Here is a 23,953-nt window from a genome sequence, read left to right on the forward strand (position 1 = left end):
AACCGATAAGTGTGAACGCTCGACTTGAGCAAGTCGTGCTCGGAAAGGAGGTGATCCAGCCGCACCTTCCGATACGGCTACCTTGTTACGACTTCACCCCAGTCATGAACCCTGCCGTGGTAATCGCCCTCCTTGCGGTTAGGCTAACTACTTCTGGCAAAACCCACTCCCATGGTGTGACGGGCGGTGTGTACAAGACCCGGGAACGTATTCACCGCGGCATGCTGATCCGCGATTACTAGCGATTCCAGCTTCACGTAGTCGAGTTGCAGACTACGATCTGGACTACGATGCGTTTTCTGGGATTAGCTCCCCCTCGCGGGTTGGCAACCCTCTGTACGCACCATTGTATGACGTGTGAAGCCCTACCCATAAGGGCCATGAGGACTTGACGTCATCCCCACCTTCCTCCGGTTTGTCACCGGCAGTCTCTCTAGAGTGCCCTTGCGTAGCAACTAGAGACAAGGGTTGCGCTCGTTGCGGGACTTAACCCAACATCTCACGACACGAGCTGACGACAGCCATGCAGCACCTGTGTCCACTTTCCCTTTCGGGCACCTGATGCATCTCTGCTTCGTTAGTGGCATGTCAAGGGTAGGTAAGGTTTTTCGCGTTGCATCGAATTAATCCACATCATCCACCGCTTGTGCGGGTCCCCGTCAATTCCTTTGAGTTTTAATCTTGCGACCGTACTCCCCAGGCGGTCAACTTCACGCGTTAGCTACGTTACTGAGGAAATGAATCCCCAACAACTAGTTGACATCGTTTAGGGCGTGGACTACCAGGGTATCTAATCCTGTTTGCTCCCCACGCTTTCGTGCATGAGCGTCAGTCTCGTCCCAGGGGGCTGCCTTCGCCATCGGTATTCCTCCACATCTCTACGCATTTCACTGCTACACGTGGAATTCTACCCCCCTCTGACGCACTCTAGCCTTGCAGTCACAAGCGCCATTCCCAGGTTGAGCCCGGGGATTTCACGCCTGTCTTACAAAACCGCCTGCGCACGCTTTACGCCCAGTAATTCCGATTAACGCTCGCACCCTACGTATTACCGCGGCTGCTGGCACGTAGTTAGCCGGTGCTTATTCTTCCGGTACCGTCATCCACGCCAGGTATTAGCCAGCGCGATTTCTTTCCGGACAAAAGTGCTTTACAACCCGAAGGCCTTCTTCACACACGCGGCATTGCTGGATCAGGGTTGCCCCCATTGTCCAAAATTCCCCACTGCTGCCTCCCGTAGGAGTCTGGGCCGTGTCTCAGTCCCAGTGTGGCTGATCGTCCTCTCAGACCAGCTACTGATCGTCGCCTTGGTAGGCCTTTACCCCACCAACTAGCTAATCAGACATCGGCCGCTCCTATTGCGCGAGGCCTTACGGTCCCCCGCTTTCACCCTCAGGTCGTATGCGGTATTAGCTAATCTTTCGACTAGTTATCCCCCACAACAGGGCACGTTCCGATGTATTACTCACCCGTTCGCCACTCGCCGCCAGGCCGAAGCCCGCGCTGCCGTTCGACTTGCATGTGTAAGGCATGCCGCCAGCGTTCAATCTGAGCCAGGATCAAACTCTTCAGTTCAAATCCTTGTGATCCCGAAGGATCTCGCTCTTTCGAGCGGTCGCTCACTCTCAGAAAACTGACTGGCTCCATCGTCTTGACGCCGATGAAGCCACGTTTTGCTGTGCGAGCACTTGATAACTTTTGAGCTGTCGCCGATCCCGAAGAATCGACTGTGACTGCCGCTATCGAGCGCCCACACTTATCGGTTGTTCGTTTGTTAAAGAGCTCACGCGCCGGCTTTGCCGTTCGCGTCGCTGCGTTGTCAGCAGCAGAGAAACGAGATTATGCAGAACATTTCGCTTCTCGTCAACAGGTTGTCAGCACTTTTTTGCTGCGGCTCCAGCACCGCAGCACCTTCGCCTTCCCCGCCAACCCCGCCGCCGTTCGGCTGCGAGGGGGCGAATATTAAGGGAGGGCGCGCCGCCTGGCAATACCTTTGTCATCTTTTTATGCCAGGCGGCGCGGCGGCCGCTTCAGCGGTGCTGGAAGTTGGGCGCGCGCTTCTCGACGAAGGCGGCCATGCCCTCCTTCTGATCCTCGGTGGCGAAGGTCGAGTGGAACAACCGGCGCTCCAGGTGCACGCCTTCGCTCAGTGAGGTCTCGTAGGCCGCGTTGACCGACTCCTTGATCATCATCACGACCGGCAGCGAGAAGCCGGCAATGGTCTCGGCAGCGGTGACCGCCTCGTCGATCAGCTTGTCGGCCGCCACCACGCGGGACACCAGGCCGGCGCGTTCGGCCTCGGTGGCGTCCATCATGCGCGCGGTCAGGCACAGATCCATCGCCTTGGCCTTGGACACCGCGCGCGGCAGCCGCTGCGTGCCGCCGGCGCCGGGCATCGTGCCGAGCTTGATCTCGGGCTGGCCAAACTTGGCGGTGTCGGCGGCGATCACGATGTCGCACATCATCGCCAGCTCACAGCCGCCGCCGAGCGCGTAACCGGCCACCGCGGCGATCACCGGCTTGCGGATGCGGCGGATCGTCTCCCAGTTGCGGGTGATGTACTCGCCCTTGTAGACATCCATATAGCTGTACTTCGCCATCATGCCGATGTCCGCGCCCGCGGCGAAGGCGCGTTCGCTGCCGGTGATCACGATGCAGCCGATGCCCTCGTCCTGGTCGAAGGCCGTCAGCGCGGCGCCCAGTTCGTCCATCAGCGCGTCGTTGAGCGCATTCAGCGCTTTTGGACGATTCAGCGTGACCAGCCCGACGCGGCCACGGTTTTCCACCAGGATGTTCTCGTACGCCATGGGTTTCCTCTGTCTCCAATGAAAAAAAGGGATGCGGGCCTTGGATGCGGGCCTTGATCGCGAGCCCGGAAGCATCGCTGCGACCCGCAACGATACCCGGCTTCGCCGCCACGCGGCTATTGCGGACACTACGCGGGCACGACGCGGACACGACACGCTCGCAAACCGGCGGCCGGCCATAGCAAACCACAAAAGATTAATGCTAACATTTGCCGACCGACTGGTCGGTTAATTAAAACGACCGTCGCGCTTCCCTACAATGCCAGACGGAGCCGCCACCCGGCTTCGTTCCAGAACAACCTTCCGGAGCGGCCGCCGCAGCGCCTCCGCAACCGGGACATGGCAGGAGACAAGCCCATGCACGCCACGCCCACGCCGTCGCACCGCACCGCCGTCGAGGCCGGCCCGGTACTGCTCGCCTGGCACGGCGACGTCGCCGTCGTCACGCTGAACCGCCCCGACAAGCTCAACAGCTTCACCCGCGAGATGCATGCCGCGCTGGTGCAGGCGCTGGACCATGCGGAAGCGGGCCACGCGCGCGCCCTGCTGCTGACCGGAGCCGGGCGCGGCTTCTGCGCCGGACAGGATCTGGCGGACCTGGATTTCACGCCGGGCCGCATGACCGATCTGGGCGACCTGATCGACAGCGCCTTCAACCCCCTGGTGCGCCGGCTGCAGTCGATGCCGCTGCCGGTCATCGCCGCGGTCAACGGTACGGCCGCGGGTGCCGGCGCCAATCTGGCGCTGGCCTGCGACATCGTGCTGGCGGCCCGCTCGGCCAGCTTCATCCAGGCCTTCGTCAAGATCGGACTGGTGCCGGATTCGGGCGGCTCCTGGTTCCTGCCCAAGCGGCTGGGCATGGCGCGCGCGCTGGGACTGGCCATGACCGGCGACAAGCTGTCGGCCGACGAGGCCGAGAAGTGGGGCCTGATCTGGGAAGCGATGGACGACCCGCTGCTGATGGAACAGGCGCTGGCGCTGGCCACGCACCTGGCCGCGCAGCCGACCCGCGCGCTGGCGGCGATCAAGCGCGCGATATACGCCAGCGCGACGCAGACGCTCGACGCGCAGCTCGACATGGAGCGCGACCTGCAGCGCGCGCTCGGCGGATCGCACGACTACGCGGAGGGCGTCAACGCCTTCCTCGAGAAGCGCGCCCCGCGTTTCACCGGGCAGTAAGGCGCCGCCCCTCCCCCTTCCTCTCTTCAGGAGATCCGCTTGACTCCCGATCCGCAAGCGCTGGCCGAAGCGGCCGCGGCCAGCATGTACGAGGCCGACAGCTGCAGCCGCTGGCTCGGCATCACCATCGACGCGATCGCCCCCGGCTATGCCCGGTTGTCGATGCCGGTGCGCAATGAATTCCTGAACGGCCACGGCATCTGCCACGGCGGCCTGATGTTCACGCTGGCCGATTCGTGCTTCGCCTTCGCCTGCAACAGCCACAACATCAACACGGTCGCCGCCGGCTGCAGCATCGAGTTCCTGAAGCCGGTCCGCGGCGGCGACGTGCTGACCGCCGAGGCAAGCGAGCAGGTCCTGTCGGGCCGGCACGGCATCTACGACATCCGCGTGACGAACCGCGACGGCGAGGTGGTGGCGATGTTCCGCGGCAAGTCGGCGCAGATCAAGGGCCATGTCGTGCCGCCGCCCGAAGCGGGCTGACAACGGCCCACCTTCCATCGCCCAACCGTTGCAGCCGGCCCGCAGCGATACCCATGGCAACAACCCAGGCAACACCCGGGGCCACACCAGTAGCCACATCCGTAGCCACACCCCCAAGCGCCACCCATAGCAGGAGAGAACGATGAGCACGCGCCTGACCGATCTGCCGCTGGAGCCGATCGAGACCGCCAGCCGCGACGAATTGCAGGCCTTGCAGCTGCAGCGCCTGAAGTGGTCGCTCGACCATGCGTATCAGCATTCGCCGGTCTATCGGCGCAAGTTCGACGAGGCGGGGGTGCACCCGGAGGATCTGAAATCGCTGGCCGACCTGGCGCGCTTTCCGTTCACCACCAAGCAGGACCTGCGCGACAACTACCCGTTCGGCATGTTTGCGGTGCCGCAGGACCAGGTCGCGCGCATCCACGCCTCCTCGGGCACCACCGGCAAACCCACCGTGGTGGGCTATACGCTGCGCGACATCGACACCTGGGCCACGGTGATGGCGCGCTCGATCCGCGCCTCGGGCGCACGGCGCGGCGACAAGGTCCATATCAGCTACGGCTACGGGCTGTTCACCGGCGGCCTGGGCGCGCACTACGGCGTCGAGAAGGCGGGCCTGACGGCGATCCCCTTCGGCGGCGGCCAGACCGAGCGGCAGGTGCAGCTGATCCAGGACTTCCGCCCCGAGATCATCATGGTGACGCCCAGCTACATGCTGGCGATCGCCGACGAATTCGAGCGCCAGGGGCTCGACCCGGCCGCCAGCTCGCTGCAGGTCGGCATCTTCGGCGCGGAGCCGTGGACGCCCGAGATGCGCGTGGCGATCGAGCGGCGCATGGGCATTTCCGCGGTCGACATCTATGGGTTATCCGAGGTGATGGGCCCGGGCGTGGCCAACGAGTGCGCCGAGACCAAGGACGGCCCGACCATCTGGGAGGACCACTTCTATCCCGAGATCATCGACCCGAACACCGGCGAGGTACTGCCCGACGGCAGCTTCGGCGAGCTGGTGTTCACCTCGCTGAGCAAGGAGGCGCTGCCGATCGTCCGCTATCGCACGCGCGACCTGACCCGGCTGCTGCCCGGTACCGCGCGGCCCGCGTTCCGCCGGATGGAGAAGATCACCGGCCGCTCCGACGACATGATGATCATCCGCGGGGTCAACGTGTTTCCGTCGCAGATCGAGGAACTGATCCTGAAGCACGCCGAGCTGGCGCCGCACTACCAGTGCGTGCTCGGCAAGGAAGGCCATCTCGATACGCTGACCGTGCGCGTCGAATGCGCGCATGGCGTCGAGCCCGACACCGTGCGTCAGGCGCGCGATACGTTGATGCACGAGATCAAGGCCTATATCGGCGTGACCGTGGCGCTGGAGATCCTGCCATCGGGCGGGGTCGAGCGCTCGGTCGGCAAGGCGCGGCGGATCGTCGACCAGCGGCCGCGCTGAATCGCGCCGAATCTCGCTGAAGCGCCCTGACCCACGCTCAAGGGCGCTGCGGTCCCTGATCCGCGCTAATCCGCGCTAACCGCGCTAATCCGCGCCAACCAACGCTGAAGCGCGCTGCCGGACGCTGATCGGCGCTGCGGCCGCCGACCCGCGCCGAACCGCGCTGCGCCCCGCCGATACCGCCCGCTCAGCTGCGCGGCATCAGCACCCACATCCGGCCGGCCTGCTTCATGCGGCCGGCCGTCTCGCCCGCGGCATCGCCCGCGCCCCAGAAGAAGTCGGCCCGCACGCCGCCCTTGATCGCGCTGCCGGTGTCCTGCGCGAACACCAGCCGCTCGATCGGCTCGCTCGACAGCGGCCGCGTGGTCGACAGGAACACCGGCACGCCGAGCGGGATGGTGGCCGGATCGACGGCGATCGAGCGCTCCGGCGTCAGCGGCACGCCCAGCGCGCCGATCGGGCCGTCGTTGTTCGGCGGCAGCTCGCGGAAGAACACATAGCGCGGATTGACGTTCAGCATCTCCTCGACCCGCGCCGGATTGGCGCGCGCCCAGGCCTTGATGCCCTGCATGGTGGCCTGCGCCGGCGTGATCTCGCCCCGGTCCAGCAGCCATTTCCCGAAGGAGCGGAACGGCTGGTCATTGGTGCCGCCGAAGCCGACCCGCATCATGGTGCCGTCGGCCAGGCGAATACGGCCGGAGCCCTGGATCTGCAGGAAGGCGGCCTCGACCGCGTCGTCGACCCAGACCACCTCGTTGCCGCGCAGCGCCGGATCGCGCAGCAGCTGCGCGCGCGGCGGCAGCGGCCGGTTGCCCCATTGCGGCGGCTTGCGGTGCAGCGGGATCTGGTAGGCGCCCTGGCGCGTGCGCGACCCATGCAGGATCGGCTCGTAGTAGCCCGTCACCAGTCCACTGTCGGTGCCGTCGCCGTTGATGACCCGGTACGGCTGGAAATGCTGCTCGAAGTAGCCGCGCAGCGCCTGCGGATCGCTGGCATCGACCATCAGCCCGGCCGTGCAGGGGGCGCGCCATTCCGGGCGCTTCTTCAGCGCCTGGCAGCTGGCCTGCAGCGCCGGCCACGCGGCCCGCACGTCGTCGCGCGTCCAGCCGCCGATCTCGCTCCAGCTTGCCGGCTGCAGGCGGCCCTTGCCGCCCGCCCCGGTCACCGGGGGCGTCGGCTGTCCGGTTTCGATGCGCGGCGGCGGACCGCTGACGCAACCGGCCAGCACGGCGGCCGCACCGACGATGGCCCACAGCGCGCGGGCGCCGGGCAGGTGGCTGGCGACGCCGGCAGTGCGGGGAGAGCGGGTGGAAAACAGGGGAAGACGGCGGATGGCGAAAGCGGAGTCGTGGTCAGTCATCGTTTGCGTTGTGGTTGTCGCCCGGCGAGGCCGCGGCGGCAAGGACAGTGGCAAGGTTGGTGGCGCACAGCGGCGCGGACGCGGACCGGCCGGAGGCCGATGCCATACAATGCTCGGGCTGGTTCGGACAGAATTCTGCGGGCAATTTCCGCAGGCGAATCCGCGGGCGGATTCCGCCATGCCGGACCGGCTTTGCCTCGAACGCGGGAATCATCCATGAGTGAATTCTTTCAAGACCATCCCATGCTGCTGTTCGCCCTCGAGGCCGGCGTGGCGCTGTTCCTGCTGATCTTCATCGTCGTCTGGACGATGGGCACGGCGAAGAAGCATCCGCGCCCCAGCCGCGCCCCGGCCGATCACCCGTCGCGCGCCTCTTCGGCGGCGCCGGGCCAATCCGCGCAGGCGGGCCAGGCAAACCACGCCGCGGGGCAGGCGCACAGCAAGGACAACGCGCCGGGCGCCTAGGTTCCGGCGGCGATTCCCACCGCGGCCCGAACCGGTTCCCCGCCGCGCCTCAATGCAGCATGCGCGGCAGCACCAGCGCGAACTCGGGAATCGGCACCTCGAAGCGATGGCCGTCCTCGGCCACGCAGAAATACTTGCCCTTCATCGAGCCGACCGGCGCGGAGATCGTCGCCCAGCTGGTGTACTCGAAATGCTCGCCCGGCTTGAGCAGCGGCTGGTGCCCGACCACGCCGAGCCCCGCCACCTCCTGCGTGGCGTTGTCGCTGTCGGTGATCTGCCAGTGCCGCGAGATCAGCTGGGCCGCGACCTCGCCGGTGTTCTGGATCGTGATGGTGTAGGCAAAGGCATGGCGTCCGTGTTCCGGGTCGGACTGATCGGGCAGATACTGCGTGCGCACGGAAACGGAAAAAGCGTACTCGCTCATTGTGGGGAAGGCCTGTGGCAGGACAAGGGTAGCGGCATTGTGCGGCAAGGGCAGGGGTGCGGCAAGTCGGCCCGGCGCCGCGGCCGGCCCGGACCGGCGTCCGCCCCGCCGCCCTCGCCCGCTGCAAAGGCGGCGTAAAATGGCGCCCTTGTGCGCCGGCCGCACTGGCGGGACGCGCCCTTGCATCCTTGCCACGTCGCCACCCACGTCGCCACGTCGCCGCAACCCGAGCCGCAACCCGAGCCGCAAACCAAGCCGTCACCCACGCCATCATGAGCACGCCCACCTACCGCATCGCCCCGTCCATCCTGTCCGCCGACTTCGCCCGCCTGGGCGAGGAAGTGCGCCGCGTCACCGAGGCCGGCGCCGACTGGATCCACTTCGACGTGATGGACAACCACTACGTGCCGAACCTGACGGTCGGCCCGCTGGTCTGCGAGGCGATCCGCCCGCACGTGACCGCACCGATCGACGTGCACCTGATGGTCCGCCCGGTCGACCGCATCATCCCGGACTTCGCCAAGGCCGGCGCCAACATCATCACCTTCCATCCCGAGGCGAGCGATCATGTCGACCGCTCGCTGGCGCTGATCCGCGACCACGGCTGCCAGGCCGGCCTGGTGTTCAACCCGGCCACGCCGCTGCACCATCTTGACCACGTGATGGACCGGCTCGACGTGATCCTGCTGATGTCGGTCAACCCGGGCTTCGGCGGCCAGGCCTTCATCCCCGAGACGCTGAACAAGCTGCGCGCGGTGCGCGAGCGCATCGACGCCTACGCCGCCCGCACCGGGCGCGCGATCCTGCTGGAGGTCGATGGCGGCGTGAAGGTCGAGAACATCGCGCAGATCGCCGCGGCCGGGGCCGACACCTTCGTCGCCGGCTCGGCGGTGTTCGGCAAGCCCGACGCCGACGGCGGCTATCGCGGCGTGCTGTCGGCCTTGCGCGCCGAACTGGCCAAGGCGGGCCAGTGATGGAAGGGGCGACGCTCAAGCGCACCGACTGGCGCGGCATCCGCGGGGCCATCGTCGACCTGGACGGCACCATGGTCGATACCGCGGGCGACTTCCACGCGGCGGTCAACGCAATGCTGCAGGCGCTGTCGCATCTGCATCCGGCGCTTGGGGACATCGCCCCGCTGCCCCTGCCCGAGATCGTCAGCTTCGTCGGCAAGGGCTCGGAGAACCTGATCCGGCGCGTGCTCGACACGCGCCTTCCGCCCGCCGCGGCCAACGGCCTGTTCGCCGACGCGCTGGCGCTGTACAACCGCGAATACCTGCGCATCAACGGCCAGTTCTCGGCGGTCTATCCCGGCGTCGAGGCGGGGCTGGCCGCGCTGAAGGCCGCCGGCCTGCGGCTGGCCTGCGTCACCAACAAGCCGCACGACTTCACCGCGCCGCTGCTGGACAAGTCCGGCCTCGCGCCCTATTTCGAGCTGGTCTACGGTGGCGACGCCTTTCCGTTCCGCAAGCCCGACCCGCTGCCGCTGCTGAAGGTATGCGAGGCGTTCCGCCTCGAACCGGCGCAGATGGTGGCGATCGGCGACTCCGAAAACGACGCGATGGCGGCCCGCGCGGCCGGTATCGGCGTGCTGCTGGTGCCCTACGGCTACAACCATGGCAACCCTGTACAAGGCGTCGACGCCGATGGTATAGTCGGCTCGCTTGTCAAGGCTGCTGAGGTCTTGACGGCACACCGGTAGTCTCCGGGCAGTTTCCGATTCCAGCCACAGGCCCCGGCAATCCGCGAGACCGCCCTCTCCGCATCCCGCGCAGACACCCCCGAACACGAATTCATGTTCCTGAACCGCAAACGCATCTTTACTGACAGTGATCGGCAGGCCTGGCCCTGGCGTCGCTGGCGCGCCTCCCAACAGGCGTAAAGTGCGTTCGCGACGGCGCTGATCGCGCCCGGCCGATTCGATCAGCCAGGCGTTTCGATCAGACCGGCGGCCCTGCCGGCCCGGTTTTCCTTCCCGGCAATCCCTGCTAGCGTTACCCGAACGCGCATTACGCCCCCTGGCTCGACACGGAGCGACAGCGGAACGGCCGACCCATCGGACCGTCCGCCTGCCACCGTCGAGCCGCCCGACGGGGCCGGTGCTTCGGCCATCCTGCCCCTCCCAGAATCGCCCGCCGGGGATCGCGTCGCCGCACCCCGTGCGCCGTCCCAGAGGACCGTCATGACCGAACTCGAATTCAAATCGCTGGCCGACCAGGGCTACAACCGCATTCCGCTGATCGCCGAGGCCTTCGCCGACCTCGAAACGCCGCTGTCGCTGTACCTGAAGCTGGCGCAGTCGCAAACCCGCGGCGTCAACACCTTCCTGCTCGAATCGGTGGTCGGCGGCGAACGCTTCGGCCGCTATTCCTTCATCGGCCTGCATGCGCGCACGCTGCTGCGCGCCTACGGCCAGCGCACCGAGGTGGTGACCGACGGCAAGGTGGTCGAGACCCACGAGGGCAATCCGCTGGACTTCATCGCCGCCTTCGAGCGGCGCTTCAAGGTCGCGCTGCGCCCGGGCCTGCCGCGCTTCTGCGGCGGCCTGGCGGGCTACTTCGGCTACGACACGGTGCGCTATATCGAGAAGAAGCTGGCCGACACGCAGAAGCCGGACGACCTGGGCCTGCCCGATATCCAGCTGCTGCTGTGCGAGGAGCTGGCCGTGATCGACAACCTGTCGGGCAAGCTCTATCTGATCGTCTACGCCGACCCCGGCATGCCGGAAGCCTATTCGCGCGCGCGCCAGCGCCTGCGCGACCTGCGCATGAAGCTGCGCCAGCCGGTCGACGTGCCGGTCACCAGCCCGTCGGTGCAGACCGAGGTCTACCGTGAATTCGACAAGGCCGACTACCTGGCCGCGGTGGCCAAGGCCAAGGAATACATCGTCGCCGGCGACATGATGCAGGTGCAGATCGGCCAGCGGTTGACCAAGCCCTATCGCGACGCGCCGCTGTCGCTGTACCGCGCGCTGCGTTCGCTGAACCCGTCGCCGTACATGTACTTCTACAACTTCGGCGACTTCCAGATCGTCGGCGCCTCGCCGGAGATCCTGGTGCGTCAGGAAACGCGCCGCACCAGCGAACAGGGCGAGACGCGCTCGCGCCGCGTGGTGACGATCCGCCCGCTGGCCGGCACGCGGCCGCGCGGCAATACGCCCGAGCGCGACGCGCAGCTGGCCACGGAGCTGCTCAACGACCCGAAGGAGATCGCCGAGCACGTGATGCTGATCGACCTGGCCCGCAACGACATCGGCCGCATCGCGGAAACCGGCTCGGTCAAGGTCACCGACCAGATGGTGATCGAGAAATACTCGCACGTGCAGCACATCGTCAGCTCGGTCGAGGGCACGCTGAAGGACGGCATCAGCAATCTGGACGTGCTGCGCGCCACCTTCCCCGCCGGCACGCTGAGCGGCGCGCCGAAGGTGCGGGCGATGGAGATCATCGACGAGCTGGAACCGCGCAAGCGCGGCATCTACGGCGGCGCGGTCGGCTATCTGTCGTTCGGCGGCGAGATGGACCTGGCGATCGCGATCCGCACCGGCATCGTCAAGGACGGCAATCTCTATGTGCAGGCGGCCGCCGGCATCGTGGCGGACTCCGATCCCGACGCCGAATGGCGCGAGACCGAGGCCAAGGCGCGCGCGGTGATCCGCGCCGCCGAGCAGGTCCAGGACGGGCTGGACTCGGACTTCGCGTAAGCGACAGGTAGAAGCCGTCGCCCCCGCGAACGCGAGGGCCAGCGGCCCCGTCGCCGCCGCATCGAAGCCATCCGGTTCCGGCCAGCGCGGAAACGACGGCCCTTACTTCACCGCCGCCGGCTCCCGGGCCAAGGTCTGCGGCAGATGCACGTCGGCGATGGTGCCGTCGCCCTCATGGTCGACCACGGCCACCTTGGCCCGCTGCAGCGCGCGCAGCTGCTGGCCCGACACGTTGAAGCTGCGCGCCAGCTCGTCGTCGCGCAGGGCCGGAATCGGCTTGCGCCGATCGAGCCCGGAGAAGCGGTACTGGTTGTACAGCGCCCAGGTCAGCAGCACCACGCCGTTGAACAGTCCCACCACCACGTAGATCGACAGCGTGCCGGCGGTCGGCAGCAGCGCCGACCAGAACGGCACGTCGGGTCCGGCATTGGCGTGCCGCAGCACCGCCAGCAGCCCGGTCACGCACAGGTAGCCGAAGCCGATCCACGCCAGCGCGGTCAGCAGCGCATCGATCAGCCAGCCCAGCCGCGTGCGCCGGGTGCGAACGATCATGTCATCGGGATTCATCACGACCTCATCGACTTGATGCCGCGATCCGGGCTGGTCCAACGGGCACGGCGCCGGGTCTTGAGCATGACTTTGGGAAAGGCCATCAGCGTGGTCAGCATGCCGATCATCCAGAAGGCAAGCGGATACCAGATGGTCCAGTACATCGAACGGCCGAGCTTGGGCTCGTAGCGGCGGTCGATCGCCACGCTGATGGCGAACTGCAGCACGCACACCACCGCCAGCACCATGCCGGTGAAGCCCGGGGGCACCAGCCGCTCGATGTGCAGGTTGTCGGGCAGGTCGACGAAATGGCCGAGCGCCCACAGGATGATCGACATCGCGAAGATGAACGCCCAGCCCGCCGACAGGCAGTACTCGGCCATCAGCGGCCACAGCCGGCGATGGCGCCAGATCCAGATCGAGCGCACGTTCTTCAGGAACACCTCGGCGCCGCCCTGGGCCCAGCGCAGCCGCTGCTTCCACAGCCCGCGCAGCGTCTCCGGCATCAGGATCCAGCACAGCGCGCGCGGCTCGTAGAAGATCGACCAGTGGTCGCGCTGCAGCTTCCAGCTGATGTCGATGTCCTCGGTGATCATGTCCAGGCTCCAGTAGCCGGCGCGATCGAGCGCGCGGCGCCGGAAGGCCGCCACCACGCCGGACACCGTGAAGACCTGGCCATAGACGCGCTGGGTGCGCTTGATCAGCCCGATGATCGAGGAGAACTCGCCCACCTGGATGCGGCCGATCAGCGTCGAACGGGTGCGGATGCGCGGGTTGCCGGTCACCGCGCCGACGCGCGGGTTGTCGACCATCGGCGCGACCAGATAGGCGGCGGCATCCGGATCGAGCACCGCGTCGCCGTCGATGCAGACCAGATACTCGCCGCGCGCGGCCAGCGCGCCCATGCGCAGCGCCATCGCCTTGCCCTGGTTCTGGGCCAGGTGGACCACGCGCAGCCGCTCGTGCTTCGCCGCCATCGCGTCGAGCAGCGCGCCGGTGCCGTCGCGCGAGCCGTCGTTGATGGCGATCACCTCGAAGTTCGGATAGCGCTGCGCCAGCGCGGCGCGCAGCGTTTCCTCGCCGTTCTTCTCCTCGTTGAAGCACGGCACCAGGATCGAGATGAAGGGCTCGCCTGCCACCTTGGGCGGCTGGCGATCCTCATCCCAGGACCACTTGCGTTCCCAGTGCCACCAGTAATAGACGCCGCCGGCCATCCACAGCCCCGACATGAACAGCGGGTAGAAGAAGACGAAGGCAAGCAGCAGGTCGCCGGTCGCCACCACGGCCAGGCCGATCGGCAGGCCGAGCGCGATGCACAGGACGATCAGGGCAAATAGACGTTCGATCATGGCGCGGGATACCAGGCGTTGGACAGCGCCGGCCGGATCACGTCGAGCCGAGGCTGGTTGTTATGGAAGTCGTCCGGGTAGTAGCCGAAGCTGCGGGCGCCGCGGCGCTGCAGGCGCTGCATCCAGCCCGCCAGCACGGCGCTGTCCACCGGCGGCGCATCGGCCTTGCGCCAGTCGCGGCCCTGCAGCTCGAACACCGTGCGGCGCAGCGCGCCGGGACGCCGGGCCACGGTGTCGACCAGCGAGTCCAGCCAGGCGTTCTCCTTGCCGGCCGGGACCTGCTCCATGTAGGGCATGGCCATCGGCGCGGTCCAGTCGTAGGCGGCGAGGAAGTCGTCGAGGTTCTGCGCGAACCAGGCCTCGCTCTCCGGCTGCAGGATCGGCGCGGCGAAGATATTGCGCGCGGTCTTGATCGCCGGGCCGCGAATGGCGCGCACCTTGGCGGTCAGCTCGTGCGTGAAGTCGACCAGGGCACGGCTCTTGAATCGCGTCCAGCGCTGCATCGTTTCCGGATTCGCGCGCAGGGCCTCGATCGAGTCGGGCAGCCCGGCCTTGCGATATGCCGCGAGGGCCGGCGCGCTGGCATCCTCGAAGTCGCTCAGCAGCGCGTCGTCGTGGAACAGGATGCCGTCGAACATCGCATGGCGCGCCAGGTCCTCGTACAGCTCGCCGATGCGCTGGCGGGCCAGCGGATCGAACGGCGACAGGCGGCGGTACTGCTTCGGGTCGACGTCGGTGCGGCCGCTCTCTGGATCCCAGCGCGTCACGCGGGCGATCGACGGGTCCAGGTCCAGGCTCAGCACCGGCATCCACGCATAGAGCTTGACGTCGGCGCGGTTGCGCAGCTGCCAGGCCACGCGGTTGAACAGGTCGGCGCGCACCGGCAGCACGCGGTTGGGAAAGTAGACCGACTTCACCAGGCCGCTGGCATCCGGATCGGCGAAGGCCTGCAGGAACACCGTGTCGATCTTCATATCGAAGATGCGCTGCACCAGCTTGTCCAGGTTGCGGTCCATCTGCGCCGGATCGGCGTCGTAGACGTAGTCCAGGTCCACGTGGGCGACGCGCATGGTCTGCTGCTCGTCCATGTCCACCACCGACTGCGCGAAGCTGCGCAGGCCCGGATCGTTGGCCAGCAGCATGCGCGCGCCGGACATCATGCGATCGACCCTGGCCAGTCCGTCCTCCAGCGTCAGCGCCATCTGGTAGCCGTTTTCGCCGATGATGCGCAGCGCCGTGCCGCCCTCGGCGCCATACGGCCAGATCCAGACGCGCACCGGCTTGCCGGTGATGCGGTGAACCTTCTCGGTGATCCGCTTGACGTCGTTGCGCACGCGGGCCTCGTAGGCGGCATCGGTCTCGTACTTGCCGGTCTGCTTGTCGAAGGCACGCACCGCCGCGACCGGCTGCGTGTTCCCTTGCGGGTTGGCCAGCACGCCGTAGTGATGCGCGTCGGTGTGCGCGCCGATCTCGACCAGCCCCGAGGCGGCGATTTCGCGCACCTGCTGCCAGGTCAGCATGCGATCGCGCTCGGTGGGCTTGCCGCCGAAATCGACCGGCTCGGTGTCCGGCGTGTCGAGCCACACGCCGACCGGTGCCAGCACGGCGGGCCAGCGATAGGCCTTCAGGATCGGCAGCACGCGCGTATAGAAGCTGCGATAGCCGTCGTCGAAGGTCAGCAGCACGGCGCGGTCGGGCAGCGCCGGCCCGCCGTTGCGCGCGGCGAGGATCTGGTCAACGGTGACCGGCCGGTAGCCGTTCTCGCGCAGCCACGCCAGTTGCTCGATCAGATGGTCGGTGCGCACGCTCAGGTAGGCCTGATCGGCGTCCTTGTCCTCGACGTCGTGGTACGCCAGCACCGCGACATGGTTGCGCGGCCAGGGCTGCTCGGCGTTGGCGACGGGGCGTTCGGCCGGGGGCGTGAACACCGGAATGTCCTTGGCGCAGGCGGCCAGCAGCATGGTGGCGACGGCCAGCAAGAGCAGCAGAAAAGCGCGATAGGGGCGCATCAAGGTTGCGTCCATGGCATGCATCCCGTTCAGAATCGATAGGTCAGGTCGAACACGATGCGCAGTTCGCGCTCGCGCCGGCCGTCGTAGGGGCGGCTGGTGCCGGTGATCGTGGCGCCGACGTCGAACACGTCGTTGGTGCGGAAGCGCTGGCCGTAGCCGATCAGCATCATGGCGCCGGTGCCGAAGCCGCGTTGCGCGTAGGCGCCCGCGCCGGCCAGGAACTGCTGCTCCCAGGCGGTCTCGTAGCGCCGGTACAGCGTGTGGGTCAGCCGCACCGACGGCAGCATCGTCAGGTCCGAGCGCGGGTTGTAGTACGGCGTGTCCTCGCGCGTATTGCGCGAGGCCCATAGATCCACCAGCAGATCGGCCTTCAGATGCGGCGCGGTGTAGAAGCGCTGCACGCCGGTCACGCCGGCCTCGAGCCGGTCGTTGCCGTCGCTGAAGCGCGACGGCGCCACCGTGAACAGCCATTCGCTGCGCTCGCTGGCGCGGTAGCGCGTGAACACCGACAGCGTGTCGGCATAGATGCCTTGCTTGAGCGCGCGCAGCGGCGTGCCGGTCGAGCGCAGCGCGCCCGATGCGCCCACCTGCCAGCGGTCGTCGATGTCGTACTGCGCCGACAGCCGGCCGCCGGCACGGCCACCGCCGCCATACGAATGCGTGGAAACCTCGCCCTCGAGGGTCAGGTCGCGCACGCGGTACTGCACGCCGGTACGCGCCCAGCGGTAGTCGACGTTGCCCTCGTCGAAGCGTCCGGTCGCATAGCCGATACCGCCGAAGGCGCGCCAGTCATAGTTGATGGGCGGGCTGTACAGCACGGCCTCGATGCCGAAGTTGCCGTTGCCGACCACCGCGCTGTCATTGGCCAGGCCGCGATAGCCCTCGATGCGCAGTTCGGCCTTGTTGTGCACGTTCCATTCGCGATCGAGGCGCTTGACGGCCAGGTCCTCGGGATAGCGGGCCAGCGTGTCGTTGCGCAGCATCTCCGCCTGGCGCCACTCCTGCAGATCGAGCGCGGCGTGGCCCTGCTGGACCTCGAGCGGCACGCTGCGCGGGTCCAGCGTTTCGGCGAGCTTCAGCTCGCTCTCGGCGCGGCGCGGCCAGGCGCGCGCCCGGTAGACGTCGGCCAGCGCGACGCGCAGGCCCGAGTTGGCCGGCGCCTTCTGCACCAGTTCCTCCAGCTGCTGCTGCGCGTCGATGGTGTCGTCCGCCTGCCGGCGCGATTGCGCACGGACCTGGGCGGCGTCCAGCCACAGGTCGTTCGGCTGCGCGGCCGGCTGGCCCTGCACCCAGCGCCAGCGCGGCTGCTCGGCGCTCGCCTGCTGCACCACGTCGCCGGCCGGCGGGAATTTCTCGGCCTCGGCGTGCGAGTAGTACAGCCCGGTCTGCGCCGCCAGCCGCGCCTCGGTGTCGCCCTCCGGCGGATAGGCCTCGCTCAGCGCCTGCTGATACAGCTGCTCGGATTGTTCGGGCTGGCGCAGATGCAGATAGGCGGCGGCGACATCGGTCAGCGCGTAGGCCGGCACCTGCACGCCCTCGGCGCGCAGCGACTCGTATTCGTCGACCACCTCGCGCATGCGCACGCGGGCATGCAGCGCGGCCAGCCGGTCGACGCGCGCGCGGCGCAGTTCGCTCTCGCCCTGCGGCCCGAGCGCGCGCAGTTGCGGCATCAGTTCGTCATAGCGCGCCAGCGCGCGGTCGGCGATGGCGAAGCGCTCGGCCTCGGTGCGGGTCGGCTTGTCGGCAAGACGCACCTGCTCGGCGACCGCGTCCAGCTGCAGCGACAGCCAGTCCATCCGGTCCAGCAGGCCGGGACGCTCGCCGGCGATGCGCAGCGCGGCCTCCGGCAGGCCGGCATGCTGCAGCGTGCGGACGTACTCGCGCACGATGTCGTTGCGCTGCGGCGCCAGCGTATTGGCCTTGTCGGCCTCGTACAGCGCCTCGTAGGGTTCGCGGGCGCGGATATGGGCGTACGCCAGCGCGATGCGCGCATCGGCGTTCGACGGCTGGCGGCGCACCAGCGCCCGGCCGGCGGAGATGGCGTCGGCGGTGCGGCCGCTGTCGGCCAGCGTCAGGATCTCGCCCAGCACGAAGTCCTGGCGCGCCGGGAAGCGCTGCTGGCCTTCCCGGTAGCGCGCCAGCGACGCGTCCCACTGGCGCTCGTCGCGATGGGCGCGGGCCAGCGCGGCCAGCGCCTCGGGGGGCAGTTGCGCGGCGTCGCCCAGCTGGCGGTACGTCTCGAGAACCTCGGCCGGGCGACCCGCCCAGCCGGCGATGATCATGCGGTCCCAGGCGGCGCGGCGATCGGTCGGCGCCTGCGCCAGCCGCTCGCGCAGCGCGGTCAGGGCCGGCTCGTGGTCGCCGGCGCGGGCGCGCTGGATCAGGGCATCGTATTGCTGGTCGGCCTGCGCCGGTGCGGCATGCGCCGGCACCGCCAGGCAGGACATCGCCGCCGCCAGCCCGACGGCCAGCTGCACCGGGGTACGCCGCCGCAACGTCTGCAAACGGCGGGTATCGGCCGGAACGCGGGCAGGAGAGCGCGAATGACGCGTCATCAATGACTCCATGGGGACTCCGCAGCCTGTCTCGCTGTGATGGTCAAGCGCCCGCGGCGTGCCATCGAAGCGCGCACGCGAGTCCGTTATCGGCTAGGAAGAGGCGGCACGAGGGCACGGAACCCGATCGGGTCTGTCCCGCCTGCGGAGATCGACGGGGGAGGACCTACGGGATCCGGCGGGCACCGAAGAACCGCGCCGGATGGCCATCCGCAGCAGGGATGGCGTCGTGCAACCGCAAGCGCAAATGAAGCGCAAGGTGCGGAGCCGCAAAACTTCGCAAAGTGTAGTGAAGAAGCTGAAAATCGATTGTGAACGATGGAAAACACGCCAAATTCCGCCGCCGCAGCCCCCTACCTTGGTCGGGGATTGCGGGGCGGGCCCGCCGCCGGGCGGCGCTCGCGCTCGACACCGGCATGCGAGGCAAGTTAAAGTAGCGACTTCGTTCCGGATGCGCGGTGTCCCACAGAGCGTCGCTTTCCGTGTAACCTCCTACACGCATCCCGAATCACCCGATCCCCGATCACCCAATCGCCTGACGCAGAACCACGATGACCTTCCGGGCTCCGACCGTTTCGTCGCATTCGTCCCGTTGGTGGCGCTTCCACTAGGAAGCGGCACGTCGTTGCGTTCTTGTTCGCACCTTGCCGCCGTTCCGGTTGGCAAACGTGCGGTCCGACAGCTCACCGGTGCGGCGGCTCCTAGATACCCAGGAGATCTGCCGATGCCGTCGAATCCCTCCCCCGCTTCAATCGTTTCGAATTCCGCCGCGCGCATGCCTGCGCCGGGGACGCTTGCCGCTTCGTGCATTCATGCGTCCATGCGCGGTCCGTCCACGCACGCCGTACGCGCCTTCCGTTTCCACCAACATCAAGCCGGGTGAATCATGCTGCTGATGATCGACAACTACGACTCGTTCACCTACAACCTGGTGCAGTACTTCGGCGAGCTCGGCGCCGACGTGCGGACCCACCGCAACGACGAGATCACGATCGAGGAAATCGAGGCGCTGGCGCCCGAGCGCATCTGCATCTCGCCCGGTCCGTGCAGCCCGGCCGAGGCCGGCATCTCGGTGGCCGTGCTCAAGCACTTTGCCGGCAAGCTGCCGATCCTCGGCGTGTGCCTGGGCCATCAGGCGATCGGCGAGGCGTTCGGCGGCAAGGTGATCCGCGCCAAGCAGGTGATGCACGGCAAGGTCAGCCGCATCGAAACCACGCAGCAGGGCGTGTTCGCCGGCCTGCCGAAGGCGTTCGACGTGACGCGCTATCATTCGCTGGCGATCGAGCGCGAGACGCTGCCCGACTGTCTTGAAGTCACCGCGTGGACGCCCGACGGCGAGATCATGGGCGTGCGGCACAAGCAGTTTGCGATCGAGGGCGTGCAGTTCCATCCCGAATCGATCCTGTCCGAACACGGACACACGCTGCTGGACAACTTCCTGAAGGTGGCGCGATGAAACGGCTCGATGCCCCGCTCGCGCCTGCCCTTGCTGCCTCTGCCCTTGCCGCCCTTGCTCCCGCGCCTTCACGCGACCGATCGAACGAACCCCACGCCTGCGAGACCGCCATGCCCATCACGCCCCAGGAAGCGCTGACGCGCTGCATCGAACACCGCGAGATCTTCCACGACGAGATGCTGCATCTGATGCGGCAGATCATGCAGGCGCAGATCTCGCCGGTGATGGCGGCCGCGATCCTGACCGGCCTGCGCGTCAAGAAGGAGACCATCGGCGAGATCACCGCCGCCGCGCAGGTGATGCGCGAGTTCGCCAACAAGGTCACCGTGTCCGAGCGCGAGCATTTCGTCGACATCGTCGGCACCGGCGGCGACGGCTCGCATACCTTCAACATCTCGACCGCGTCGATGTTCGTCGCCGCCGCGGCCGGCGCGCGCATCGCCAAGCACGGCAACCGCGGCGTCAGCTCCAAGTCCGGCAGCGCCGACGTGCTCGAGGCGCTCGGCGTCAACATCATGCTGACGCCAGAGCAGGTCGGCCAGTGCATCGCGCAGACCGGCATCGGCTTCATGTTCGCGCCGACCCACCATCCCGCGATGAAGAACGTCGCGCCGATCCGCAAGGAGATGGGCGTTCGCACGATCTTCAACATCCTCGGCCCGCTGACCAATCCGGCCGACGCGCCCAATATCCTGATGGGCGTGTTCCACCCGGACCTGGTCGGCATCCAGGTGCGCGTGATGCAGCGCCTGGGGGCGCGCCATGCGCTGGTGGTCTACGGCAAGGACGGCATGGACGAAGTGTCGCTGGGCGCCGCCACGCTGGTGGGCGAGCTCAAGGACGGCGAGGTGCGCGAGTACGAGATCCATCCGGAGGACTTCGGCCTGTCGATGATTTCCAATCGCGGCCTGAAGGTGGCCGACGCGGCCGAATCGAAGGAGATGCTGCTCGAGGCGCTGTCCAACGTGCCGGGCACCCCGCGCGAGATCGTGTCGCTGAACGCCGGCACCGCGCTGTACGCCGCCAATGTCGCCTCGTCGATCGAGGACGGCATCGGCCGCGCCCGCGAGGCGATCGCCAGCGGCGCGGCGCGCGCCAAGCTCGACGAGTTCGTGCAGGCCACGCGGCAGTTCCAGTAATCAGAGGCAAGCAAGCATGTCCGACATCCTGCAGAAGATCCTGGCCGTCAAGGCCGACGAAGTCAGCGCCGCGCGCAAGCGCCGCGACCTGCCGAGCCTGCGCGCCGAAGCGGAAAGCCTGCGCGACGAGGCGGGCATGGCACCGCGCGGATTCGGCGCGGCGCTGCGCGCGAAGATCGAGGCCGGCCACGCCGGCGTGATCGCCGAGATCAAGAAGGCGTCGCCGTCCAAGGGGGTGCTGCGCGAGCATTTTGTGCCCGAGGCGATCGCCGAGAGCTATGCCGGCCACGGCGCGGCCTGCCTGTCGGTGCTGACCGACGAGCATTTCTTCCAGGGCCATGCCGACTACCTGCGGCGCGCGCGCGGCGCCTGTCCGCTGCCGGCGCTGCGCAAGGACTTCATGGTGGACCTGTACCAGGTCTACCAGGCGCGCACCTGGGGCGCCGATGCGATCCTGCTGATCGTCGCCGCGCTCGATCCCGGCCTGATGGCCGAGCTCGAGGCCTGCGCGCACGAACTGGGCATGGACGTGCTGGTCGAGGTCCACGACGGCGCCGAGCTGGAAGCGGCGCTGCGGCTCAAGACCCCGCTGGTCGGCGTCAACAACCGCAACCTGCGCACCTTCGAGGTCTCGCTGCAGAACACGCTGGACCTGCTGCCGGCGATGCCGGCGGACCGGCTGGTGGTCACCGAGTCCGGCATTCTCGGACCGGACGACGTGGCGCGGATGCGCGAGGCCAATGTGCACGCCTTCCTGGTTGGCGAAGCGTTCATGCGCGCCAAGGACCCCGGCGCCGAGCTGGCCCGGCTGTTCGCCTGAACCCCGCCTCTGCTGACCCCGGCGCACCGACCGAACCGATGGCCCAGGAAATCGAACTGAAACTGGCGGTGCCCGATGCCGCCGCCGCGGCCGCGCTGGTCGCCTGGCTCGACGCCAATGCGCGCGCCGTCGGCGAATCGCATCTGCTCAACGTCTATTTCGACACGCCGGCCCATGAGCTGGCGCAAGCGCGCGCCGCGCTGCGGCTGCGCCGCGACGGCACCCGCTGGCTGCAGACGCTGAAGACCGCGGGACGCAGCGAGGCCGGGCTGGCGACGCGCAACGAATGGGAAACCGAGGTCGCCGGCGAGGCGCTGGAGCCAGAGCGGCTGGAGACCGAGGCCCGCACGCTGCTCGAGCCGTTGCTGGGCCGCTTGCAGCCGGTGTTCCGCACCGATTTCGTGCGGCGGACCTGGCGGCTGCGCTGTCCGCTGACGGGCGCCGACGGAACGCAAGCCGGAACCGGGATCGAAGCCGAGATCGAAGCGGCGCTGGACGCCGGCGAGATCGCCGCGGTGGCGCAGGATGGCACCACGCCGGCGTCGGCATCGGCATCGGCATCGGCATCAGCATCGGCATCGGCAGCGGCGCGCGAGACCATCCACGAACTCGAACTGGAATGGCTGTCGGGCGACCCGTCGCAGGCTGCAGCGACACTGCGCGCGCTGGGCGAGCGGCTCGGCGCGGTGGCCGCGCTGACGCCGTCGGACCGCAGCAAGGCCGCGCGCGGTTATGCGCTGGCGAGGCAGGCCGGTCAGGCGGATCAGGCCGGCTCGCCGGCGGGAGCCGCATGATGGGCCGCCGTCCGAGCCGATCCGCCGCTGCCGAAACCGGTCAGGGCGAGTTGTTTGCCGGCGCGGCGAGCGATGCCGGGGTCGACGCGCGCCCCGATGCATGGACCGACGCACGCGCCGATGCACGGACCGACGCACGCGCCGATGCGCGAGCCGCTGCACGGGCCGATGCACAGGCCGATGCACAGGCCGACGCGCGGGCCGATATGCGGGCCGATGCATCGGCCAATGCCGCCGCCGGCGCGCCGCCGCACCAGTGGACTCCGCTTGCGGCCCAGGCCGACGCCCTGCCGCCGGCCTGGCGCGCGCTGCTGGCGCCGTGCCTGGCCACGCCCGCATGGCAGCGGCTCGCCGATTTCGTCGACGGCGAGCGCGCCGCCGGCAAGCCGGTATTCCCGCGCGACGTCTTCCACGCGCTGCACCTGACGCCGCCCGAGGCGGTCAAGGTCGTGATCCTGGGCCAAGACCCGTATCACGGCGTCGGCGTGGTCGATGGCGTCGAGGTGCCGCAGGCGCATGGGCTGGCCTTCTCGGTGCCGGACGGCGTGCGGGTGCCGCCGAGCCTGCGCAATATCTTCAAGGAGATCGCCGCCGAGTACGGCGATCCGGCGGTGGCGCGGCCCACGGCCTCCGGCAATCTGGAAGGCTGGGCACGCCAGGGCGTGCTGCTGCTGAACACCGTGCTGACGGTCGAGCAGGGACGGGCCGCCAGCCACGCCAAACGCGGCTGGGAAGCGGTCACCGACTGCCTGATCGCGGCGCTGGCGGCCAGCCGCCCGCATCTGGTCTTTCTGCTGTGGGGCAGCCACGCACAGGCCAAGAAGGACCTGCTGGCCGGCGAGCATTGCATCCTGGAGGCGCCGCACCCGTCGCCGCTGTCGGCGCATCGCGGCTTCCTCGGTTGCGGGCATTTCCGGCTGACCAACGACTGGCTGGTGGAGCACCAGCGCGAGCCGATCGACTGGAGCGCGCACCAGGCGCGGGCGGCGATCGGTCGGTCCTAGGCGCGCCCGCCGATCCGACGCTCGCAGGCGCGGGCCTCGATCACTTGCGGGTGCCAGTCACTCTCGGGCGTCGATCACTCGCGGGCGCGGGTCATTCTCGGGTGTCGACCACTGGCGGGCGCCGGTCACTCGCTGGAGCGCCACTCGAACAGTTCGAACTCGCCCTCGCCCGGCTCGACCTCCAACCGCTCGACCTTCGCGGCGGGCGGGCCCTGCTCCATCCATTCGCGCAGCTTCGCCAGCCGCTCCGGCGGCCCGTACGCCATCACCTCGACCGTGCCGTCGTTGCGGTTGCGTACCCAGCCGCCCAGGCCGAGCTCGATCGCCAGGTCCTCGCAGGCCGCGCGATAGCCGACCCCCTGCACCTTGCCGTGCGCCACCATGTGCCAGGTTTCCATCGCCGTTCC

General features: G+C 68.1%; 20 protein-coding genes and 1 rRNA gene. 12 read left to right on the forward strand and 9 right to left on the reverse strand.

Translation table 11 applies throughout. The features are described 5' to 3' along the window. Positions 1-43 precede the first annotated feature (43 nt). Both KZ686_RS01515 and KZ686_RS01520 read right to left on the reverse strand, forming a co-directional pair. Positions 44-1,575, reverse strand: a 16S ribosomal RNA gene (locus tag KZ686_RS01515). Positions 1,576-2,030: 455 nt separating this feature from the next. Then, complete coding sequence (locus tag KZ686_RS01520; protein ID WP_150082557.1) at positions 2,031-2,807, reverse strand: enoyl-CoA hydratase; 777 nt, start codon at positions 2,805-2,807, stop codon at positions 2,031-2,033. A 357-nt stretch (positions 2,808-3,164) separates the two neighbouring features. On the opposite strand from KZ686_RS01520, the gene paaG reads away from it, so the two are divergent. The 3 genes from paaG (at position 3,165) to paaK (ending at position 5,916) form a co-directional block, all read left to right on the forward strand. Further along, a complete protein-coding gene (paaG, locus tag KZ686_RS01525) occupies positions 3,165-3,986 on the forward strand; it encodes a 2-(1,2-epoxy-1,2-dihydrophenyl)acetyl-CoA isomerase PaaG (RefSeq protein ID WP_265632874.1) in 822 nt (273 codons plus the stop codon). 39 nt (positions 3,987-4,025) lie between these two features. Next, a complete protein-coding gene (paaI, locus tag KZ686_RS01530; protein ID WP_150082559.1) occupies positions 4,026-4,469 on the forward strand; it encodes a hydroxyphenylacetyl-CoA thioesterase PaaI in 444 nt (147 codons plus the stop codon). A gap of 142 nt (positions 4,470-4,611) precedes the next feature. Continuing rightward, positions 4,612-5,916, forward strand: coding sequence for a phenylacetate--CoA ligase PaaK (paaK, locus tag KZ686_RS01535; RefSeq protein ID WP_150082560.1), 1,305 nt, complete (start codon positions 4,612-4,614; stop codon positions 5,914-5,916). Between the two features lie 187 nt (positions 5,917-6,103). On the opposite strand, the gene mltA is transcribed toward paaK, so the two are convergent. Continuing rightward, positions 6,104-7,276 (reverse strand): murein transglycosylase A, encoded by a 1,173-nt coding sequence (mltA, locus tag KZ686_RS01540; protein WP_150082561.1) that lies wholly within the window; start codon positions 7,274-7,276, stop codon positions 6,104-6,106. 216 nt (positions 7,277-7,492) lie between these two features. On the opposite strand from mltA, the gene KZ686_RS01545 reads away from it, so the two are divergent. After that, on the forward strand, positions 7,493-7,741 hold the full coding sequence (locus tag KZ686_RS01545) for a hypothetical protein (protein WP_265632875.1): 249 nt from the start codon (positions 7,493-7,495) through the stop codon (positions 7,739-7,741). Between the two features lie 49 nt (positions 7,742-7,790). Here the strand turns inward: KZ686_RS01545 and apaG are convergent, their stop codons facing one another. Next, positions 7,791-8,165, reverse strand: a complete 375-nt coding sequence (gene apaG / locus KZ686_RS01550; protein WP_265632876.1) for a Co2+/Mg2+ efflux protein ApaG — start codon at positions 8,163-8,165, stop codon at positions 7,791-7,793. A 272-nt stretch (positions 8,166-8,437) separates the two neighbouring features. Here apaG and rpe point away from each other — a divergent pair, with 272 nt between their 5' ends. The 3 genes from rpe (at position 8,438) to trpE (ending at position 11,868) form a co-directional block, all read left to right on the forward strand. Beyond that, positions 8,438-9,139, forward strand: a complete 702-nt coding sequence (gene rpe, locus KZ686_RS01555) for a ribulose-phosphate 3-epimerase (protein ID WP_226109430.1) — start codon at positions 8,438-8,440, stop codon at positions 9,137-9,139. Beyond that, positions 9,139-9,867 carry a phosphoglycolate phosphatase gene (gene gph, locus KZ686_RS01560; RefSeq protein WP_226109431.1) on the forward strand — a complete coding sequence of 243 codons (729 nt, stop codon included), beginning with the start codon at positions 9,139-9,141 and terminating at the stop codon, positions 9,865-9,867. The genes rpe and gph overlap by 1 nt, the downstream gene beginning before the upstream one ends. Before the next feature lie 480 nt (positions 9,868-10,347). Then, positions 10,348-11,868: an anthranilate synthase component I gene (gene trpE / locus KZ686_RS01565; protein ID WP_150082564.1), complete on the forward strand. Its 1,521-nt coding sequence runs from the start codon at positions 10,348-10,350 to the stop codon at positions 11,866-11,868. A 102-nt stretch (positions 11,869-11,970) separates the two neighbouring features. On the opposite strand, the gene pgaD is transcribed toward trpE, so the two are convergent. The 4 genes from pgaD to pgaA are packed head-to-tail and all read right to left on the reverse strand — an operon-like array spanning position 11,971 to position 18,333. Continuing rightward, positions 11,971-12,435: a poly-beta-1,6-N-acetyl-D-glucosamine biosynthesis protein PgaD gene (gene pgaD / locus KZ686_RS01570; protein ID WP_149319643.1), complete on the reverse strand. Its 465-nt coding sequence runs from the start codon at positions 12,433-12,435 to the stop codon at positions 11,971-11,973. Further along, positions 12,435-13,766 carry a poly-beta-1,6-N-acetyl-D-glucosamine synthase gene (pgaC, locus tag KZ686_RS01575; RefSeq protein WP_149319644.1) on the reverse strand — a complete coding sequence of 444 codons (1,332 nt, stop codon included), beginning with the start codon at positions 13,764-13,766 and terminating at the stop codon, positions 12,435-12,437. Before pgaC ends, pgaD begins: the two co-directional genes overlap by 1 nt. Beyond that, a complete protein-coding gene (gene pgaB, locus KZ686_RS01580; protein ID WP_265632877.1) occupies positions 13,763-15,790 on the reverse strand; it encodes a poly-beta-1,6-N-acetyl-D-glucosamine N-deacetylase PgaB in 2,028 nt (675 codons plus the stop codon). The genes pgaC and pgaB overlap by 4 nt, the downstream gene beginning before the upstream one ends. Positions 15,791-15,804: 14 nt before the next feature. Then, complete coding sequence (gene pgaA, locus KZ686_RS01585; RefSeq protein WP_265632878.1) at positions 15,805-18,333, reverse strand: poly-beta-1,6 N-acetyl-D-glucosamine export porin PgaA; 2,529 nt, start codon at positions 18,331-18,333, stop codon at positions 15,805-15,807. An 886-nt stretch (positions 18,334-19,219) separates the two neighbouring features. Here pgaA and KZ686_RS01590 point away from each other — a divergent pair. The 5 genes from KZ686_RS01590 (at position 19,220) to KZ686_RS01610 (ending at position 23,546) form a co-directional block, all read left to right on the forward strand. Beyond that, positions 19,220-19,789, forward strand: a complete 570-nt coding sequence (locus KZ686_RS01590) for an aminodeoxychorismate/anthranilate synthase component II (RefSeq protein ID WP_149319646.1) — start codon at positions 19,220-19,222, stop codon at positions 19,787-19,789. A gap of 110 nt (positions 19,790-19,899) precedes the next feature. Then, on the forward strand, positions 19,900-20,928 hold the full coding sequence (gene trpD / locus KZ686_RS01595; protein ID WP_149319647.1) for an anthranilate phosphoribosyltransferase: 1,029 nt from the start codon (positions 19,900-19,902) through the stop codon (positions 20,926-20,928). 16 nt (positions 20,929-20,944) lie between these two features. Next, a complete protein-coding gene (gene trpC / locus KZ686_RS01600) occupies positions 20,945-21,748 on the forward strand; it encodes an indole-3-glycerol phosphate synthase TrpC (protein WP_265632879.1) in 804 nt (267 codons plus the stop codon). Between the two features lie 38 nt (positions 21,749-21,786). Continuing rightward, positions 21,787-22,542 carry a CYTH domain-containing protein gene (locus KZ686_RS01605; RefSeq protein ID WP_265632880.1) on the forward strand — a complete coding sequence of 252 codons (756 nt, stop codon included), beginning with the start codon at positions 21,787-21,789 and terminating at the stop codon, positions 22,540-22,542. A gap of 206 nt (positions 22,543-22,748) precedes the next feature. Continuing rightward, a complete protein-coding gene (locus tag KZ686_RS01610) occupies positions 22,749-23,546 on the forward strand; it encodes a uracil-DNA glycosylase (protein WP_265633384.1) in 798 nt (265 codons plus the stop codon). Between the two features lie 125 nt (positions 23,547-23,671). Here KZ686_RS01610 and KZ686_RS01615 read toward each other — a convergent pair whose 3' ends face one another. Then, positions 23,672-23,944 (reverse strand): acylphosphatase, encoded by a 273-nt coding sequence (locus tag KZ686_RS01615; RefSeq protein ID WP_149319650.1) that lies wholly within the window; start codon positions 23,942-23,944, stop codon positions 23,672-23,674. Positions 23,945-23,953 lie beyond the last annotated feature (9 nt).

This window comes from Cupriavidus cauae, from assembly GCF_026210475.1.
Taxonomy (GTDB): Bacteria; Pseudomonadota; Gammaproteobacteria; order Burkholderiales; family Burkholderiaceae; genus Cupriavidus; species Cupriavidus cauae.